At 45.1% G+C, this 19,786-nt stretch carries 14 protein-coding genes; 3 read left to right on the forward strand and 11 right to left on the reverse strand.

Features of this window, described 5'->3' with window-relative positions; all coding sequences use genetic code 11:
* Positions 1–217: 217 nt before the first annotated feature.
* The 11 genes from VYM24_RS02175 to VYM24_RS02225 form a co-directional block, all read right to left on the reverse strand.
* Complete coding sequence (locus VYM24_RS02175; protein WP_291550214.1) at positions 218–1,144, reverse strand: AraC family transcriptional regulator; 927 nt, start codon at positions 1,142–1,144, stop codon at positions 218–220.
* 128 nt (positions 1,145–1,272) lie between these two features.
* Positions 1,273–2,571, reverse strand: coding sequence for a glycoside hydrolase family 88/105 protein (locus VYM24_RS02180; protein ID WP_291550215.1), 1,299 nt, complete (start codon positions 2,569–2,571; stop codon positions 1,273–1,275).
* Positions 2,572–2,641: 70 nt separating this feature from the next.
* On the reverse strand, positions 2,642–3,451 hold the full coding sequence (gene rhaD / locus VYM24_RS02185) for a rhamnulose-1-phosphate aldolase (protein ID WP_007210553.1): 810 nt from the start codon (positions 3,449–3,451) through the stop codon (positions 2,642–2,644).
* Between the two features lie 101 nt (positions 3,452–3,552).
* Positions 3,553–4,584, reverse strand: a complete 1,032-nt coding sequence (gene rhaT, locus VYM24_RS02190) for an L-rhamnose/proton symporter RhaT (RefSeq protein ID WP_291550216.1) — start codon at positions 4,582–4,584, stop codon at positions 3,553–3,555.
* A 99-nt stretch (positions 4,585–4,683) separates the two neighbouring features.
* Complete coding sequence (locus VYM24_RS02195; protein WP_291550217.1) at positions 4,684–5,937, reverse strand: L-rhamnose isomerase; 1,254 nt, start codon at positions 5,935–5,937, stop codon at positions 4,684–4,686.
* A 66-nt stretch (positions 5,938–6,003) separates the two neighbouring features.
* Positions 6,004–7,461 carry a rhamnulokinase gene (locus tag VYM24_RS02200; RefSeq protein ID WP_299095175.1) on the reverse strand — a complete coding sequence of 486 codons (1,458 nt, stop codon included), beginning with the start codon at positions 7,459–7,461 and terminating at the stop codon, positions 6,004–6,006.
* A 119-nt stretch (positions 7,462–7,580) separates the two neighbouring features.
* Entirely contained in the window at positions 7,581–9,104 is a 1,524-nt protein-coding gene (locus tag VYM24_RS02205) for a glycoside hydrolase family 28 protein (protein WP_291550219.1), read from the reverse strand.
* A gap of 37 nt (positions 9,105–9,141) precedes the next feature.
* On the reverse strand, positions 9,142–10,971 hold the full coding sequence (locus VYM24_RS02210; protein ID WP_330941349.1) for a rhamnogalacturonan lyase family protein: 1,830 nt from the start codon (positions 10,969–10,971) through the stop codon (positions 9,142–9,144).
* A gap of 76 nt (positions 10,972–11,047) precedes the next feature.
* Complete coding sequence (locus VYM24_RS02215) at positions 11,048–13,876, reverse strand: alpha-L-rhamnosidase (RefSeq protein WP_330941350.1); 2,829 nt, start codon at positions 13,874–13,876, stop codon at positions 11,048–11,050.
* Between the two features lie 8 nt (positions 13,877–13,884).
* Positions 13,885–16,416 (reverse strand): glycoside hydrolase family 88 protein, encoded by a 2,532-nt coding sequence (locus VYM24_RS02220; protein WP_217713787.1) that lies wholly within the window; start codon positions 16,414–16,416, stop codon positions 13,885–13,887.
* Positions 16,417–16,572: 156 nt separating this feature from the next.
* Positions 16,573–16,797 (reverse strand): hypothetical protein, encoded by a 225-nt coding sequence (locus VYM24_RS02225; protein WP_044267608.1) that lies wholly within the window; start codon positions 16,795–16,797, stop codon positions 16,573–16,575.
* Positions 16,798–17,232: 435 nt separating this feature from the next.
* On the opposite strand from VYM24_RS02225, the gene VYM24_RS02230 reads away from it, so the two are divergent.
* From VYM24_RS02230 to VYM24_RS02240, 3 genes are all read left to right on the forward strand, one after another.
* Complete coding sequence (locus tag VYM24_RS02230) at positions 17,233–18,366, forward strand: site-specific integrase (protein ID WP_330941351.1); 1,134 nt, start codon at positions 17,233–17,235, stop codon at positions 18,364–18,366.
* Between the two features lie 338 nt (positions 18,367–18,704).
* Positions 18,705–18,842 (forward strand): hypothetical protein, encoded by a 138-nt coding sequence (locus tag VYM24_RS02235; RefSeq protein WP_330941352.1) that lies wholly within the window; start codon positions 18,705–18,707, stop codon positions 18,840–18,842.
* Between the two features lie 324 nt (positions 18,843–19,166).
* Positions 19,167–19,751: a TetR/AcrR family transcriptional regulator gene (locus VYM24_RS02240; protein WP_330941353.1), complete on the forward strand. Its 585-nt coding sequence runs from the start codon at positions 19,167–19,169 to the stop codon at positions 19,749–19,751.
* Positions 19,752–19,786 lie beyond the last annotated feature (35 nt).

Raw genomic sequence — 19,786 nt, forward strand, 5'->3', positions numbered from 1 at the left:
TAAATAAATTCAAGCCTAACAAGGCAAGTACCCGTTATCGAGCACAGAACTTGTGTTGGCAAATATAGAGAATCCAGCAAGGGGTAAAATTGAGAGTTTTGACCGAAAGACTTCCTTTTTTGATTTTCTTCATGAACTAAAAAGCATTCAGTTCGTAGAAACGCCTAAATCACAAGCAATTAATAATCATTTTGATCTTAAACTGAGCATTTTGATTTTATAATAAGTTCTCTTCTTCCACGTCTGTTTCACGGCCAAAAGACCTATATTCTAGTGGAGTAAAGCCTGTACGTTTTTTAAAAAGAGAAAAGAAATGTTCTGTTGATTTATAATCAAGCATAAAGGAGATTTCCTTGACTGATTGAGAAGTACCGACCAATAATTGTTTTGCTTTACGTAACTTAAGTTCCTGAAAATATTTGGCAGGCGCATACCCTGTATAATCCTTGAATACTTTGCGAAACCACGAATAACTGATATTCAATTTCATTGCTAGTTCTTCCGGATCAATATCCTTAAATACATTCTCATTCATTATAATTTTCGCCTGTTCAATCTTCTGGTCCACATCTCCCACCTCAAAAATCTTATTCTTAGAAATAGAGAGAATCATTCCTATCATGTGCAGAACAATACCGGAAAGATACTGCTGGGAAGAGATTTTATCTGCCTCTGCTATTTCCAAAGCACGTGAGAAAAGTGTTACCAATTCCTCATTCAATCCAACTTCCAGGACCTGATTATCTTTAGAAAGAAAACCGCCACGTATCATGTCATCAATGACTGGCCCTTCAAAACCGATGTAATATTCATTCCAACCTGTCTGCTGATAAGGATGATAGGTATGCCATTGTCCAGGGAAGAGCACCATGAGCCGTCCTTTGCATACTTGTTTCTCGGGAGTAGTATCAGAAGTAAACAGTCCGCGTCCTTTTGTGATGTATACCAACTGATACTCACGCAAAACACGCCCTTTCTTTGCGTTGAAAAAGTAGCCGGAAGGATGATCTTTTAAGGGATAAGGAGAATTAGGCTGGATAGACTGAAAGCCTACAGTATTTACCCACAGACCAAATTTCTGGTCCATATCATTCACAATCAGATACTTGAATTCAACTCCTAAATCATTATAGTTTTTAGTCATAATACGTGTTTTGCATGATAGGTTCGGACAAAAATAGGAATTATTTGTGAATAAAAAAACGTCCGTTCCGGGTTAATTGTAAAATATCCCCGGAACGGACCTATAAATATTATTAAAGAAAGGAAATACTATTTCTTCACAACAATCTTATCATATTGCTGCTCTGCCTTGATTTCCGTATACTTCGGTGCATCTATCATCTCGATAAGTGCACGAAGTACAGGACCTTCACCCATAGGATCGTTCTCCTGGGTGGGACGGTTGTAATAGTATGCTACAGAAGGCATGATACCCGTTCCTACACAAATAGAGGTTACATCACCATCATCAGAGATTTTTTTCATCATACCTTTCAGACCTTGTTCGGCCACATAGATAAAGTCCGGATGTAGCCAACCTTCCTTTACACCACGGGCAATACCGAATACAAACATTGCTGTACCTGTAATTTCCTCATAAGAATCTTCTTTATCCAGCAATTGATGCCAAAGTCCGTTCTTACCTTGATAGCGTGCTACACCACTGGCTTGCTGACGGAAGTTCTCAATAACCGCCTCACGCATTGGATGATCTTTCGGCATCATACTGAGCAAATCAGCTTGTGCCATAAACACCCAGCCGTTGGCACGGCTCCAATGAGCCACTCCGTGTTCCTTATTGTCTGTATGATAACAGTGATAATAAATCTGCTTTTCAGGGCACCAGAGATAGCGATTATAATTCAATACCTGATTGGCAGCATCATTGAAATACTTTTCATCACCGGTTATCTTACCCATGCGGGCAAGGAAAGAGATGGCCATGAAGGCATCATCCGCCCAAATAGTATTGACGTGTGGCCAGATACGCGCAATAGTGCCATCAACCAAACGAGGTTCACCATAATTCAGATGTTCGGCAGTCTCATTAATGTAACCCAAAAATGAATCATTGGGATACTTCAGCTGCAATTCTATCAGACTGGCTCCCATCGGTCCATTATCGTCCAGACGTTTGCCTCGAAAGATCATGTGCCAACTCAATTTGCGGACAGCATTCCAACCATCCTGCTTGAAAGCCTCGTCATATTGTTTACGGAAGAAATCAAGATTACCTTCATTGAACACGAAGTTCATATTCTTCAAAACATATTTCTCATACTTCTTATCACCGAGTTTATCACCCAGTTCCATCAAAGCCATGTTTGTTACCCCATTGGTATAGTGCCAGTTATTGTACTTGCATGCTACCTTCACATCCATATCAAGAGGCAATTTCTTGACGGATTTATACGTCTCACCAGTCTTCGTATTCTTGAACTCATATGTAGTGCTGGCAAGAATGCGGTCTGCAATCTTTACGGCAGCTTCTCTTGCCGTCATCTTTGTTTGGGCGGTAAGGGTTGCCACTGCCAACAGCAGGGCGAGGGAAAAGAATGTTCGTTTCATGATTATAGTTTTAAGTAGTTAGTAGCAAGCGGATAGTAGCAGACGGAAACTACTACTATCCGCTTTAAAGTTATTTAGGAAGATTAAATGCGCGAGTCATTTCCTGCATTTGCTCCTGACTCATACCATCAGGTTCAAAGCCCATGTTTTTGGCAGCAATATAAATCAAGGCAGATTTATTCAATACATCTACCTGATCGAAAGCTGACATAACATCCACATCTACAGCAAAAACACCATGTTTTTCCCACATAGCCACGTCATAATCTTCAAGTTGTTCAATAGTTGCTTCCGCCAGTTTCACGGAGCTTGGCAGTTCGTAAGGAATGATGCCTAAACCACGCGGACAGAAAGCCTTTGTCTCAGGAATCATACTCCAAAGCAAATTGGTAGCCACATCCTTCTCCAGGAATTTCTTGCAATGCGTCATAGCAATCAGTTCGATAGGATGGGTATGCAATGAAGCTTTATAGGGAGATCCTTTCTCTATCAAGCGATTGTGCACACTAAGATGGGCAGGAAGTTCAGAAGTAGGCATCACCGGATGATCGGCAATGATAACATAGCTGGCACAGTCATCCAGAATACGAATCACAGAACCGTGCTCCATCGGCCAACGGGCCAGATCGCGCATGCGCTTATTGGTGCCCTTGCAATAGAAATAGCAATCTTTCAGATACGGAAGAGTAGCGCCGATTTGTTTCACTTCGCTGATGGCAGGCAATGCTTTTATTTCATCGTCTACAAATTCAGTAATATTCAGGGTGATATTACCGCCATTACGTTCGGCCCACCCTTTTTGCCAGAGATATCCGGCAACTTCTGCCACTTGATTGACTGCATAAGTCAATGCCGGACGGTTTTCGAGAATTGATTTCATTATAATAAATTAAGTTACAAATTACGAGTTACAAACTACGAGTTGCTGCGCTATCATACCGAAAGGCACTTGTAACTCGTAGCTCTTAGCTATATATACTATTATACTTGCGCCATTGCCACCACAATAATAGAAGATATCAGAACTACCAAACCCAGAATAAGAACCGTAATCGTAGTATTGCTGACACCTTTCCATTCCTTCAACAGAATTCCCCAGACATTGCTGAACGTTACGTTCAATGACATCAGGATACTCCAGGAGAAAGCAAGCAGTACAGGACTGTCTGTCAGGAAGCTCTTACCCATTTCAAGACCGAAGAACTGAGAATACCACAATACGCCTGCAAGCGCACAGAACAACAGATTGTTCGTCAGTACCGAACCTTTCACAGAAAGATATTCCTTACCCGTCTTATTCTTGATATTCTGCCAAATACAGTAAGCGGCATTCGTACAGAAACCTCCAAGAGTTACCAGGAAAATTACAGGTAATCCGGCATAGAGTGCTTCTACTCCACCAACCAAAGCAGCCTCTTTTATCGGTGTTCCCGCATCCAGACCGAGAGCGAAACAAGCGCTCATCACACCTGCCAACAGAGCCACAAGCAGCCCTTTTGTCAGAGCAAAATCCTTAACGGCAGCGCGTTTTTCTTCTTCCGTCATATTCTTGGAACGAAGACTACCGGCATATCCGATAATAGCAATACCTGCCAACGTGATACATACGCCGATGAGCAACATCAGTCCTTCACCATGAAGCAAGTCTTTTCCGGCAAACAAAGCCGGGAAAAGTGTTCCGAAACCGGCGCACGTACCGAGGGCAATACTCTGTCCGAGTGCTACACCCAAATAGCGCATGCTCAATCCGAATGTTAGTCCGCCCACGCCCCACAGAACACCGTAAACCATTGCGGGCAAAGCGCCTCCTGCGCCCCAGAGTTCAATCAGCGAACTTCCCGCCGGAATGGCAAGCAACGCACCTAACAATGGGAAAACAAGCCACGCAAAGATTCCCTGTACAAGCCAGAAACTCTCCCACGACCAGTTTTTCACCTTGTTAATGGGTACATACGAACTACTCTGCCCGAAGCTCCCGATAGCTATAATCAACAATCCTATCAGTGTATTCATGATAATAACGTTTAGTGATAAGTGATGAGTGTTTAACACAAAGAACCGTACAAAGATACAGCTTTCTCCGCTAAACACTCATTACTAATCATTAATCCCTTAATTACGTTTCGACGTAACGTCTGCTTCGTATTTCTGTATCTCAGTAATGAAATCCTCACCTACAGGTACACCGTTCTTCAGACAGAACATATCCCAAACAGCATTCCAAGGCAGAGATTTTCCTTCTTCGAGCAAAGCAAGGCGTTCAAACAGCTGATCGTTCGCCTCGTATTTACGCAATGTATCCAGCGGTTCCAGCAGAGCTTGCAACATACATTTCTGTGTAGCACGGCTACCCACTACATACGCACCGATACGATTGATAGAAGCATCAAAATAGTCCAAACCGATATGCACGCGATCTAACGCATTACAACGTACGATTTCTTTGCAGAGGTCCATCGTCTCATCATTCATTATCGTTACATGGTCAGAATCCCAACGTACCGGACGGCTCACGTGCAGCATGATTTCCGGAATAAACAGTAACAATGAAGACAACTTGTCGGCAACGCTTTCTGTCGGATGGAAGTGACCTGTATCCAGCGTAACAATCTTATTACGGCTCACACCATAACCGATATAAAAATCATTGGAACCTACCGTATAACTCTCCAGACCGATACCGAATACCTTAGATTCCACACAGTCCTTCATATTCTTGTATTCCACCTCGAAGATACGATCCAAAGAATCCTTCAGTAACTCGCGATATAACATACGGTTTACAGTAATATCCTTACTTCCATCATGTACCCACAAGTTCATGATACAAGGATCGCCCTGACGCTTACCCATTTCTTCGGCAATAGCACGGCAACGTTTTGTATGTTCTACCCAGAAATCACGGATTCCTTTATCAGGATTAGCAAGTGAAAGATTACCACTCTTCGGATGAGAGAAAGAGGTAGAGTTGAAGTCCAGCTTCATATTATTTTCGGCCGCCCATTGTATCCAGCTTTCAAAATGAGCCGGCTCCACCTGATCACGGTCAACGAACTTACCGCCAAAGTCACCATAGATTTCATGCAGATTCAAACGATGAGTTCCGGGGATATAGCTGGCCGCTTTCAAGACGTCTTGTCTCAATTCTTCCATATTGCGAGCTTTGCCGGGATAGTTTCCGGTAGCCTGGATACCTCCTGTCAGCGCACCCTGCGCTTCAAATCCGGCTACATCATCTGCCTGCCAACAGTGCAGGGAGAGGGAAATCTTTTGCAAAGCATCCATTGCTTTTTCTACATCTACGCCAATAGCCGCATAACGTTCTTTTGCCAATTCATAGGCTCTCTGGATTAATTCTTCTTTCATGATGGTACTAGTTTTAATTATAAAGTTTTAAACATTAAGTATTTTCTATTCAAGCGGTAAGGGAACTCAGGCTAGCTGCAGAAAGTGCAGATAAGCAGCATTCCATACTTCCACATTTTCCGGGGTGAAGGTTTTCAACGGAATGGAACGGTTGATGAGCTGACGCATGGAAACAACATCACTCGCCGCACCCGCTGTAAGGGCTTGTATCATGACATTACCAATTGCTGTCGCTTCTGACGGACCGGCCACTACTGGTATACCTACTGCATTGGCTGTCCACTGATTTAATAAATCATTACGACTGCCACCTCCGATAACATGCAAGGCCTCTACCGGACGGGGAGAAAGACCGCGCAGGTTCTCCAGCACCTGACGATAGCGCAGTGCCAGACTTTCGAAGATACACCGTACCACTTGCCCTCGGGTCTCCGGTATCGGCTGATGATGGTCAGCACAATAAGTACGGATTGCCTGTTCCATATTCATCGGATTGGCAAACAGAGCATCATCCGGATTTATCAGGCTACGGAACGGTTCACTGGCTTCCGCTTCGGCGATCAGTTCGGGATAAGAGATTTCTTCCCAATCGCAACGGCAGCGTTCCAGTAACCACATTCCACAAATATTCTTGAGTAGACGAATGGTTCCGGCAACACCGCCCTCATTCGTAAAATTTAAAGTTTCGGTTTCTTTATTAATAACCGGTGCATCCGTCTCTACACCCATCAATGACCATGTGCCGCTACTCAGATAAGCAAAGTTACGATCCAATGCCGGCACAGCCGCCACAGCCGAAGCCGTATCATGCCCGGCAACAGCAATCACCGGAATTGCTCCCAACCCGGTTATCGTTTGTATTTCTTTAGTCAATACACCTACCTTTTCACCCGGATAAACAAAACGGCCGAAATGCTCTTCCGTTAATCCGATTTCTTTTAACAATACCGGTTCCAGACGACGTGTTTCCGCATTCACCAGTTGCGCTGTGGTGGCAATGGTATATTCTGTCACCATCTCCCCCGTCAATAAGTAACTGAGTGCATCCGGCATGAAAAGTATCTTATCAGCTGCTTCCAGTGCACTATCTTTATTACGACGTAAGGTATCTAATTGAAAAAGTGAATTGAAATTCATGACCTGGATGCCTGTCCATCCATAAACTTGCTTACGAGGAACACGGGTGAAGAATGCCTCAGGAGCACCCTTAGTATGCGAATCACGATAAGAATAAGGCTGACGAAGCAATCCCCCGTCTTTACCTACGCATACAAAATCCACTCCCCAAGTATCAATTCCGATAGAAGTTATCTGTACATCATCCATGCGGGCAGCCAGTTTCAAGCCTTCCAGAATGTGACGATACAATTCGTAAATATCCCAGTAGTAATGTCCGCCGACTTCGATCAGATGGTTGGGAAAGCGGTTTACATCCTGCAATTCCAATCCCTGCGGAGTAAATGTTCCCAATATGGTACGGCCGCTGGTAGCTCCCAAATCAACCGCAAAAAAGCAATGTTTCATGATATTAAATATAATTTGACGATACAAAAATAGGGGAAACCTCCCCTATACTTTGTATTAGTTTTGATTGAAAAAGTGCTGTTTCTGATATTCTTACCAGAAAGTGCACAGAGAGCGAATTACTCCTCCACCCCTTCACAATAACGGGTCACTATCTTTTCCCCTTCCGTATTGCGAATATTCACATTCTTCATACTGATATTCTTACTATATATAAATTCAGCTCCCAATTTAGAAGTAATATCTATATCTTCCAACACAATACCGTCAATCGGCATTTCAGGGATACCATTGAAGAATAAGGCACGGCGGGCTCCGGCACAAACCAGGTTCTTCACATGAATATTACGGAAACAAGGCGTAGTTTCATCCACCGGCAGCGGATCTACTTTAGCAGGTACCTTCTCACCACTTTCCAACACTTCAACAGCCGATTTGCCACCATAATAAAGATTGAATGTAATCGGCTCCGTCGGGATATCCATCATGGCAATATTACGTATCCAGATATTCTCAACAACTCCTCCGCGCCCACGCTTGCTCTTAAAACGCAAACCGACATCCGTCCCCAGGAACTGACAATTGCTGACAGAGACATTGCGTACACCGCCACTCATTTCACTGCCAACCACAAAACCACCGTGGCCTTTGAATACTGTACAACCATCTACCACCACATTCTCACAAACACGTCCCCGGCGGCGACCGTCTTCGTCTTTACCACTCTTCAGACAAATACCATCATCGCCCACATCAAATGTAGAGTTCACAATCAGTGCATTCTTGCAAGATTCCAGATCCAGACCATCACCATTCTGCGCATAACTCGGATTACGAACCTGTACTTCTTCTATCAGCACATTCTCACACATCAACGGATGCAGGTTCCATGCCGGTGAATTCTGGAAAATCACACCCTGCAACCATACATTCTTACACTCTATCAGGCTCACCATCACCGGACGAAGAAAATGACGCACGCTCTGCCACTCTTCCTCGGTTTTCAGATTCTGAGGCACATTCATATTACTGATAGTATCCCCTTTCAACGTCTGCGGATAAGGGAACCAATAGGTGGGACGTTTATATACCCCACCCCGGGCGATAGTCTGTTTCCATACACCTTCTGTTACTTTCTCCCGTTTCAGAGGACGCCAATAATGTCCGTTACCATCAATGGCACCTTCTCCGGTTATCGCTACATTTTCCAGATTGTGTCCGGAAACAGGCGATTGGCAACGACGGGTATCCAATCCTTCAAATACAGTATCTACCAGTGGATAAAGGTCTACATCAGGTGAAAAGAGAATAACAGCACCCTTTTCCAAGTGCAGGTCAATATTACTTTTCAGTACAATAGGGCCTGTAAACCAGACACCAGCAGGAACAATCAAATGTCCGCCCCCCTTTTCCGCCAAAGCATCAATAGCTTTGGCAAAAGCCGCCGTACAAAGTTCTTCGCCATTACCTATTGCACCGAAGTCAGCGAGGTTCACCTTGCGATCAGGGAACTTCGGTGCTTCTACCCTTGGCATATCAAAAGGCAGGTCTTTATATACCGCTTCATACTTATACGTTGAAGATTGGCAAGCACTGAGCAACCACAGACAAACGGCTGCAATCACATACAATTGTTTCGTCATTCTTAGTTCTTTTTTATTTATAATCAGATATTTATTTCTATTCTCCCAGATAGAAGGAAGGTACGGGCGCCTGCGGATACCCCATGCTGCGATGCGCCACATAGCTACGATAAAGCGGGTCCTGCATCAGCGTTACGCGGCGGTCGCGAGCCGGAATATTGGTATGATAGATACGCAACTCTCCCGGCAAAGCAGTAATCAGTTCTTCACGCCAATCCCCTTCCAGGTCGGCTATCATCAAGATATCGCCTTCAATTCCTTCGGTCAGCACTTCTCCCTGCCATTTCCAGATGCTTTGTTTGCGCCCACCGGAAGATGAAGAAGCTCCCCAGCGGTTATCATCTCCTTTAAAAGTCTCACGCAACAAGTCCGCATCCCACCATATCCAGTTACGGCAACCGGGTACTTCTGCATTCGTAGTATTAATTTTCTTGCCATCGGCAGTGAGCAGGTATTTATCCGTACTGCCACCTTTACGGTCTTCACTGGCAAAACATTCCATACCGGGATGTGAAGAATCAAAATCGGCCACCATACCATCACCTACATGATAGGTGGTCTGCCCGATTTTCCAGATCAATTTGCCGGTGGCTGCATCCACCACGGAAACACCGCGACCGTCCTCTTTCTTCGGTTCACTCACCATAAACACCTGCATACCTTCCATATCCGGCTGAAGTTTGCAGAGATAAGCCTTGTCACTATGTCCCAAGCCGGAAGACCAAAGTAACGTACCATTATCATCGAGCATACACGAGCCTAACAGAATCTCATCCCGTCCGTCACCGTCCACATCAGCCGTCACCATGCTGTGCGCACCCATACTGCGCACAATGGGATTTTCTTCATCTCCATCCCAACGCCAGGCACGTTGCAGTTTTCCGTCTTTCAGCATCCAGGCATCTACCACCATCAGTTTGTAAGTGCCGCGGGCAGCCAATATATGAGGTGTCTTTCCATCCAGATAGGCAACCCCCATTTGGTTGCGGTTCTGGCGAATCAGATTTCCATAGCGGTCGTTCCGTTCAGGCCAGTCCACGCGATCTATCTCTTTACCGGTCATGCCATCCAGCACGGAGAGGTATTCACTGCCACCACAAACACGGCCTTTCTCATTCTTCACATAGTCATCAGCAGCGGTCTTGATGGCAACTTCTGCTTTCCCATCTCCATTGAAATCGTATACAATGAAAGGAGAATACCAGATTCCCGGTTCGATACCCGGTCCCATATCATAAGTCCAGAGATAGGTTCCGTCACTCAGGTAAGCGGATATTTTATATGTTTTTCCGGTCGTATCTCCGGGCATACCGGGGTCAACATTCGTTTCGGGAGTACGGATGATATAGTCATAAATACCGTCACCGTTCAAATCTGCTAAAGCGATCTTCCCGGCTTTCACATTCTCTTTCAATGGAATAGAAGTATAAGGTTTCAATTCGGAAAGGATCACTTCCCGTTTCTCTGACAGGGCGGGCTTCTTTCCTTTCACCAGGGCTTCCACCCAATAAGACGCCTTTTCGGCAGGAGTAGCATCTATAAAGTCACAAGTCTGCGTAAGTGGCTTTTTAGTCAGGCGACGCACTTTACCGTCAGCTTCCCGATAGACATGAAAAGCAGTGCCGGGGGCATCCGATGCCAATAACCGCCAGCTGAAATAAACACCTTTGCCATCACGGGCAGGAGTTACTGTCAGTCCACGACTCAGATTCTCGGTCACCCGTTCCCGGGCAAAACCTTCCACTAAGGGTTTCGGTTCGTGCCTCGGATCAAGAATTTCGTAGTAGTAATGCCTCTCGCGAGGATCCTGGGCATTCAGAGTACTTGCCAATCCAAGCAAGCAGAGCATAATTAGATTCGATTTCATTGATTATTGCTTTAATTTGAGTAACACTTGCATTACATTTATGCCACGCAAGTGTTGTTCAAGGGCATTATAAATACTATTTCAAAGTCTGCATAGGAATCAAGCGCACAGGTCCCAGCAAACCGCTTGGAACCGGTTCCCATTTGCCATAATTATCCTTTTTATAATGGATATTCACAATATTAGCATCCTTATAAATACGCCAGGGAACATCGCGCCGATCCATATCAGCAATACGGTTAGCGGGCAGATTGGTTACTTCCACCTCCAATGTATTCACGCCCGGACGAAGATACTTACCTACCAAACAACGATAAGGAACTGCAATAAGCGTAGCTACCGCCTGTCCGTTGATGCGTACACGGGCACTCTCACGAACATCTCCAAGGTCAAGCATCCACTCTCCGGCATCGGCAGGACTCTTCAGTGTAAACGTAGTGGTATAGCAGGCAGCTCCCATCGCATTCTTTGCACCTTCAGTAGGAATTTCCGTCCATGAGCCAAGAGATACACTGTCCGGAGTGGCAGCAACCGCAGGGTTTGCCTCTACAAAGTGGAATCCCCATTTACCGGCAAAAGAATAAGTTACCGGAGACGTCTTCATCACATCGTTCTGAACTACAGGCGTCCAGTATCCATATTCGGGTGCAGAAACTTCCTGATCCGCGAACGTCTTCAGGATAACAGATTCACCGGATGCCAATTGCAGGAACACTTCCGTCCTGCCGTTATTCTGGCGCAACCGTGCCTTACCGGAGGTTCCGTTCATCGGATTATAAAGCATTGCCGAACGTGCCTGCACGGCCAAAGGTATCCAGTTTTCGATATCTTCTGTTTTCAAAGCAGAGATGAAATAGTGATGTCCTTCAGGATGCGAGCGGCGAATGCCGCTTAATCCGAAAGTTGTTTTCATCTCTTCGGGAACAGCAGCAGTGGCAGCCAGCGTACGGGTATAGTCTGTTCCAAAGAGAATATTCCCCTTTCCTTCCCGATCCTTTATCTGTGCCAGCGCCTTATTGAACTCAGTACGGCGTCCTTCCAAAGCATTCAGCCCCGGCACATCCTCCGGATATTGCTCCAGAAAGACAATCGTAGCACCTTCATCTGCCAGACGAAGCAGTTTCTCCAGTACATCGGCAGGCATCAGGCGGACACCGGGAACTACCAGCGCTTTATAAGAGACACCGCCGGAAGTCAATATCTTGCCGTCCTGACACATGGCATTGCGGATGAAGTTATCAGAAATATAGTCCATATCATATCCCGCACTATAAATACGATGCACCGCCTCTATGAAACGTGGCGCACGTCTTGCCATCTTATGAATATCGAAAAGTAACAGACGTCCGTCCTGTTCATCCCACATATCGTATACAGGCAGATAAACCAGGAAGTCATTATCCGGTTGTCCCATTTGCAGGAAACTCTGGCAACGGGTGACATAATCGAAAAATACAGGGGCATCCCGCCAAATAGTATTCGTAGGACTCATATCAATGGAAGCATAGAACTTCCAACCCGGCCAGGCAGCCTCAGCGGGTGAATAAGTGGTTCCATGAAAATACATGTGATTCACACCCGAGATAAACATCAGGTCCATATCGGGCTTGCACTGCGAAAGTGAAGTGCGGAAGTGCTCTGTCAGCCAGGTGAATGTTTCCGAAGTAGTGAACGGTTTTCCGGCAATATGCGCTGCCGAAGAAGCATATTTCAGCATGGAAAGATCAGAGTCGTTGGGACGCGTCAGCGAGTCCTTACGCAAGCCTCGGATACCGAAGTCGGACAGTCCGAACCCCTCACATTCGGGTACGTCGACCGTCGCGTAAAGATCTATCAGATTACCGGGAGAACCATGTGCCTGGTTACGGGTGCGTGAACCATGTTTATGCGCCCAGTCCGTCCACTGGCGGGTGAAGTTCTCCTGAAGCAGTTCGGCAAGAGTTTCGCGGTAATCGGAGATAATGCGACGGGTAGTCTCTGTCCGGTCTTTCGAAAGGAAATCCGGAAGAAAGTGTTCCAGTTTATAGCCGCGACGACGGGCAAACTGCTCAAACAGGTCGTCTGTCCAGTCGGCACCGTAAACTTCATAAGAGTCATTGAAGAAATTATGCGGATACTCTGTTGGAGTTCCGGCAGAACCATCAGTCGCCTTTCCGGCAAAAGCCCGCTCAAACCGGTTCAGATAATTGGATACTGCTTTTGCCGAAAAGTGGTTCATCACATATCCTTCACCACCGGGAGCAGCACGCTTCACTTTCTGAAATGTTTTACCAACGAAAGCGGCAATCAGCCGCCACTCCCCTTTCGGGGCCTTCCATACCAGCCTTCCATCTTTCACTTGAGATGTCAGATCATAAAAAGGCACTGCTTTCCGCTCTTTCGAAGTAGAAGCGTCAGTCAGTACTCTGAAAGCCATCAGCTTACACAGTTTGGCATACGGACGTTGTTTTTCATCCGTCACTTCTATCTTTTCTTTCAGGCGTTCACCACCCTTCAGTGTATATTCTTCAATCAGCAATTTACAGGCAGCATCGTCTATACCCACCTCCGGGCCACCGAAAGGCCAGCCTGTACCTGTGTTCATATCAATCTTCATACCCAGGCGTGCAGCTTCACTTTCCGTATGGCGCAACATTTGCATCCACCCGGGAGTCAGGAACTGAATTTCGTTTGCGTCATTACCCTGCACCCCATAGATAGGAGTAACTTCCATCGTGCCCATCCCGGCTTTGGAATATGCTTCCAGATTGCGGGTCAGGTTAGCCGCATCTACCGCACTCCCCATCCACCACCAGCGAGCACCCGGTTTAGCTTCCGTAGTTACTTCGGGCCATGCGATATTTTGTGCGGAAAGGCTTCCTGCACAGAAGGAAGCAAAGATTATTGCCAATAAATTCTTTTTCATGATATATACTATTTATTCAGCTCCAGGCAGCCCATAATGAACGGTCCTGTTGCTTTCGCATCATTATCCCGCATCTTCTCACCGATATAATATTCGAAGCTGCCGTCGCGATACGGATGTCCACCCAAGCCACCCACCTGGCAGCAACGTGTCAGTGTCAGCGTACCATCCTGGCGTTCTACCATCAGTTTACTCTTCAATCCGTTGAAAGCCTTCTCAGCCACAGCACGATATTTCGGGTCAATATACCCTTTATTCACAGCTTTTGCATAAGCATACATGAATTGCGTGGTCACAGATGCTTCCGGGAAATTTCCTTTCCGCTTCGGCTGATCGAGTACCTGATACCACAAACCATTTTTGTCCTGATAAGCGGGCAACACCTCAGCCAGTCCCTGTATCCAGCCAATCATCCGGGCACGTCCTTCGTGATTTTCGGGAATAAAATCCAGCGCATCCACCATTGCCATGAACCACCATCCGATACTGCGTCCCCAGAAGTTGGGCGAATGTCCAGTTTCCGGATCTGCCCAACGCTGGCTCTTGCTTTCATCCCAGGCATGATGATAAAGCCCGGTTTTGGCATCATACGTATGTTTCTGGCAAAGCGTAAACTGCTTTACCGCCTCATCAATCCATTCGGGTTTGTTGAACTCCGCGCCATATTGCGCCATAAAAGGTGAAGCCATATACAGACCATCCAGCCAAATCTGATGCTGATAGATCAATTTATGCCAGTAGGCGCCTTCCAACGTGCGGGGATGATTCCGGAGTTGCTTAATGAGCGCATCCATAGCCGTTTTATATTTCTCCTTGCCCGTTTCACGATACAAATCGAACAAGACTTTACCGGAATTGATATAATCTATATTGTATGTTTCCACATGATACAAGTGGATTTCTCCTTTATCATTAATCAGTGAATCCGCCCATTGCTCCACATAGTCGAAATAACGGCGCTCTCCCGTCTTCTTCCACATTTGCAACATCGCACAGCAGCCTACACCCTGCGCATATCCAAAGAACAGACGCTTCCCATGATCCAGCTGATAGGCTTTCGGGAAACGTACCATTTCAGAATCGGCAAACCAACGGGCATACGAATCCGGCTCCCACGTATCTGTACGGAAAGGAGTAGCCGGGAATCCGGCTTTATTATAAAGATTCACACGGAAGAAATTGCAATATGCATAACGCACAGCTACCGGCACGGAAACCTGCGGAGCGGAAACTTCCAGTCTGCCTCCCTTGATTACGGCTGTAGCCGGATAAAAGCGGTGATCTTCACCGGCGATGATAAAGCCTTTCACCGGTTCATTGCCCGGAGTCATCAGTCCGTCATCAGCATAGTCAAAGCTCAGCACGGCTTTATTCCCTTCCACCTTCATAGTCTTGAACAACGGACCGGAATAAGGTACGTCCTTACCATATTGCTTTGCCAATGCCCAGGCTGCCAGGCGTTCACCCGTCACTGTTTTATTGCGGGGATGGATATCGAGCGAATCGCCCGCATCAGTGATAACTGCCATACCCACACTCTTGAGTCCGCTTTGCCAAGTCCGGAGTTGAGCTTCGCGGATAGTGGCCGGCTGTCCGTAGTGTGGAGCTATCTGCACAAAATAGAATGGCATATCCGGCTGCTTCCATTCCTTACGCCAACTGTTTATCATATTGGTGAATACCTGCTGGTATTTATCGGCACGGATAGAGTTTGACTCTCCCTGATACCAGATATTTCCTTTTATCGTATATCCCAGAATGGGATGTATCATACCATTCCACAATGTTGCGGGTACTTTACAATAGTTTTTCTGTTGCTTCACGCCTTCCAATGCAAAGTCTTTCAGCACATCGGCATAAAGCGGATTTTTCTTCATTACATCCAACTTTGTCCATGACTCCGCATGTGTTCCACCCCAAGTAGACTGAATCAACCCTACGGGCATCTTCAGCTCTTTATATAACTTACGTCCGAAGACAAAGCCCACAGCCGAGAAATCATACAGGTTCTTCGGATTGCAAACCAACCATTCCCCTTCACAGTCGTCCAACTCACCCTCGTGCGCCAACTGATGTTTCACATGGAACAGACGGATTTCCGGATAATCGGCATCCTTCAGTTCTTCCGCTTCATTCAGCATTCCGGTGTTCCACTTCACATCCGGATGGCGCGATACGGGGAACTCCATATTACTCTGTCCCGTACAAAGCCAGACTTCACCTATTAATACATTATTAATGGTAATCTCATTTTCACCGCTCACCGTAACGGACTGGTTGGTTGTTGCCTTCGGTGTCTTCAGTTTCACGGTCCATTTACCATTGGCCGCAGCCTTGGCAGTCACAGCTTTATCCAGCCATGATGCTTTAACCGTTACTTTTTCTCCGGGCGCAGCTTTTCCCCACACATTCACCTGTGTGTTTTGCTGCAATACCATGTTGTCTGAAAAAATAGCAGGAAGTGTCACCTTTGCTTCTGCCGTGAGAGAAGCAATCAAAACGAATACCAGAAAAATAGAAAATCCAAGAAGCTTTTTCATGTGCCTTTAATAGTTTATAGATTCACATAGATTATTTTATAGAACATGTCAATACCTGACGGCACAAAAATAGGGGTTTCCACCGAAACCCCTTCTTTATATTTTGATAGTTTTCTTATTGCTTTTGTCGTTTCACAAAAACAGAATTGATATTATCTATTCCTTTATCTTCAGCCAGCCCCAAATCGTTTTCTTTCGGGAGATGCTAAGTAAAGCAGCCCCCATCAAGCAACAGGCACAGCGTAACTCTTTATTGGAAAGTTTATTCAGATTATCAACAATACCGGGTAAAGGGTAGTTCTCTTTAAAAAAGGAAAATACATCGGCTGAGTTTTCTAAGTCGGTTTTCATCTGGCAAGTGCAAGTAAAAGGTTCATCCATCGTGTTATAAGTTTTAAAGGTTGATGTTGCCCCTATACCTCTATAATTAAAGTGGCATGGGAACTATTAACATATTATCCACTTTCGAGGCTCTGGTAAACCGGTAAGAAAATAATAAGCAATAGCCCCACGCCACAAAATATATATAACAAAGTTATATGCAATCCGGACGTGGAGACCTTCACTTATTATCCGCTCTTATTTAAAAATTTTCCAGATTTATAGAATAAGCCTACAAAAAGAAAACAAGAGCCAAATAAGTAAAAATAAACACGCTGTTTTATAGATATTTAAGCGTGTATGTTTCTTTTCAGTTGCTTTCATTGTTTTCGGTTTATTGGCTCTTATTCGGTACATTTTTGTTTCTTGTTTGTTCCTCAATTCGGATTATTATTCCTACCTTTGCAACAGAAATAACGAATAAAGGAATTGAATATGCCACGAGTGAAGAAGCCGACGAAAGTCAAAGAACCGATCCGTCTTCGGATGAAGCCGTTGAGCGACGGAAGCAAGAGTTTGTATCTCGATATTTACCGCGACGGAAAACGGACATATGAGTATCTCAAAATGTATATCATCCCGGAAACGGACAATAATGCCCGGAAACGGAATCAAGCCACAATGGATGCGGCCAATGCAATCAAATCGAAACGCATCATCGAACTGACTAATGGGGAAGCAGGTATCGAAAATAGGGAAAAGGTGTTCTTGCTCGATTGGATGAATACATATAAAGAGAATCAGGCAAAGCGAGGCAAAAAGGACGGAAACCAAATCGCAGTTACTATTCGCATCCTGAAAGACTATGCAGGAGAACGGATGACGATGGATCGAATCGACAAGGCATTCTGCCAAGACTACCTCGATTATCTGATGACGGAATATCGTCCCAAAGGGAAACGTGTGTCGAACTTTACGCTCCACACCTATTACCGTATACTGAACGGAGCTTTGAATGCTGCCGTTCGTGCGGAGATTATCAAAGTCAATCCGTTTACCAAAATCAATAATTCGGATAAGATTCGCCTGCCGGAGAGCAAACGGTCATATATGACTATCGAAGAAGTCCGGGCGTTGATTTCCACTCCGATGAATAATGAGGCGGTGAAGTCTGCTTATTTGTTTTCCTGTTTCTGCGGATTGCGCGTGAGCGATATTGTAGGATTGAAGTGGAAAGATGTATTCGTCGATAGAGGACAATATCGCTTGGCTGTATCCATGCAAAAGACCAAAGAACCGATTTACCTTCCTCTTTCGCCCGAAGCGTTGAAGTGGATGCCGGAACGGGGAGATAAGACAGCAGACGACCATGTGTTCGATTTGCCCAGTCCGTCGATGATGAACATACTCATCAAGCCTTGGGCGAAAGCTGCAGGAATCGACAAACGGTTTACATTTCACACCGCCCGCCATACTTTTGCCACGATGATGCTGACACTTGGAGCGGATCTCTATACCACCTCGAAGTTGCTCGGTCATGCCGATGTGAAGATGACGCAGGTGTACGCCAAAATCATCAATCAGAAAAAGGATGATGCTGTTAATTTGGTAAACGGATTGTTCGATTAGTCCGATGTAAATCGTAGCATTGTAAAGCGGTAAAAATCGAACTGTTTTTCATATCTGCATATAGGCGGATTATAAACAGATTTAGGTTTACTTTAATTCGGGTACGTATAGGAAAAAAACAAAGTAAACTTTTTATAAGAACATTATGGATATAAAATATATCAATTGTATTATCCATCAAGCAAACGATGGAAAAAATTTGATTGTGTCAATTATTTATGCGTATCGTATTATTTTGGACTGCTCATTTTCCGTGTCCGGCGTCCTTTATCTATTGCTATGCAAACTCCAGTGCTTTTAGGTTTAATGTTTGCAAAATCGTAATATAAATTAGCCATGTGGGAAATATATGCCCTATTATCAGCCCTATTCGATGCATTAACAGCGATTTCACCAAGATAGGAGTGAAAGATTGGGCAACGGAATCCCGTACCACTATCATGTTGTTGATGACATGGGTGGGTATCGTCATTTAAGCGGCCGCTTAAGTGAACCCCCAAAAAATAACAGATGCACCGACATTGATTTTTTCTGATGTTTTCCGATGTGGCTGCCGGAATGTTGAGTCTCTTCTATATTCAAAGACTGCCGCTCGGAGAGTCAGAGGATTCTGGTTGTGGCTGGAAGCATAGTAATGCTCTTAAAATGAAAACGTGGAAAACATAAGATGCCTTCGAACCATTACAAACATTACATGTAAGCTTTATTTCAGAAAAAATCGTTTTTTATTTTGAGAATAAAAATATTCACCCTACTTTTGTAGACCAATTAGTCTAATCGATGCTATAAAATTATTCGATATGAACGATACGCGAAATATTATTCTCCTTGCTGCCTTGCGCCTGTTCCTCCAAAAGGGGTATCGGGAAATCACCATGCAGGATATTCTGGATGCTTCGGGGCAGGCCAAAGGAACTTTCTATTATCACTTCAAGAACAAGGAAACCGTGTTCGAGGAAGCTGCCAGATACCTGATAGTAAACTATATGACGGTCAATCATAGCCGTTTGTCCTACGAATCGGTGAGAAGTTTTATCGATTCGCTGTTTCATGTACGGGAAAAAGCAGCCCGCAAAATGTCGGGACTGGGTGAAAAATTCAAAGTGCAAATATTGATCGGACAAGCCTCCATGCGCATTCCGGCACTTGGAAAGATGATTTCGGATCAGGAACAGAAAGAGCGCGAGGCGTGGGGAAAGGCTCTTGCTGCCGGCCGGGAACGAGGCGAGATAACAGCGAAATTGCCCGACGAAGAGCTTGTCGCATTGTTTATGGACGTATATGAAGGCGTAAGTTCTAAACAATTGAAAAGTCTTTGCAACATAGACACTTTGAAATACATCAAACGCGACTGGGAAAGTCTTTATGCGCTGATAACGCAATAATGCATATTAAAATAATCCTATCGTAGACTCGTCGA

The sequence above is a fragment of the Bacteroides sp. MSB163 genome, from assembly GCF_036416795.1.
Classification (GTDB): domain Bacteria; phylum Bacteroidota; class Bacteroidia; order Bacteroidales; family Bacteroidaceae; genus Bacteroides; species Bacteroides maternus.

What these genes read in the sequence shown, in the direction of transcription:
- VYM24_RS02175 (WP_291550214.1), bottom strand. Translation starts at nt 1,144, where the DNA reads ATGACTAAAAACTATAATGATTTAGGAGTTGAATTCAAGTATCTGATT.
- VYM24_RS02180 (WP_291550215.1), bottom strand. Translation starts at nt 2,571, where the DNA reads ATGAAACGAACATTCTTTTCCCTCGCCCTGCTGTTGGCAGTGGCAACC.
- rhaD (WP_007210553.1), bottom strand. Translation starts at nt 3,451, where the DNA reads ATGAAATCAATTCTCGAAAACCGTCCGGCATTGACTTATGCAGTCAAT.
- rhaT (WP_291550216.1), bottom strand. Translation starts at nt 4,584, where the DNA reads ATGAATACACTGATAGGATTGTTGATTATAGCTATCGGGAGCTTCGGG.
- VYM24_RS02195 (WP_291550217.1), bottom strand. Translation starts at nt 5,937, where the DNA reads ATGAAAGAAGAATTAATCCAGAGAGCCTATGAATTGGCAAAAGAACGT.
- VYM24_RS02200 (WP_299095175.1), bottom strand. Translation starts at nt 7,461, where the DNA reads ATGAAACATTGCTTTTTTGCGGTTGATTTGGGAGCTACCAGCGGCCGT.
- VYM24_RS02205 (WP_291550219.1), bottom strand. Translation starts at nt 9,104, where the DNA reads ATGACGAAACAATTGTATGTGATTGCAGCCGTTTGTCTGTGGTTGCTC.
- VYM24_RS02210 (WP_330941349.1), bottom strand. Translation starts at nt 10,971, where the DNA reads ATGAAATCGAATCTAATTATGCTCTGCTTGCTTGGATTGGCAAGTACT.
- VYM24_RS02215 (WP_330941350.1), bottom strand. Translation starts at nt 13,876, where the DNA reads ATGAAAAAGAATTTATTGGCAATAATCTTTGCTTCCTTCTGTGCAGGA.
- VYM24_RS02220 (WP_217713787.1), bottom strand. Translation starts at nt 16,416, where the DNA reads ATGAAAAAGCTTCTTGGATTTTCTATTTTTCTGGTATTCGTTTTGATT.
- VYM24_RS02225 (WP_044267608.1), bottom strand. Translation starts at nt 16,797, where the DNA reads ATGGATGAACCTTTTACTTGCACTTGCCAGATGAAAACCGACTTAGAA.
- VYM24_RS02230 (WP_330941351.1), top strand. Translation starts at nt 17,233, where the DNA reads ATGCCACGAGTGAAGAAGCCGACGAAAGTCAAAGAACCGATCCGTCTT.
- VYM24_RS02240 (WP_330941353.1), top strand. Translation starts at nt 19,167, where the DNA reads ATGAACGATACGCGAAATATTATTCTCCTTGCTGCCTTGCGCCTGTTC.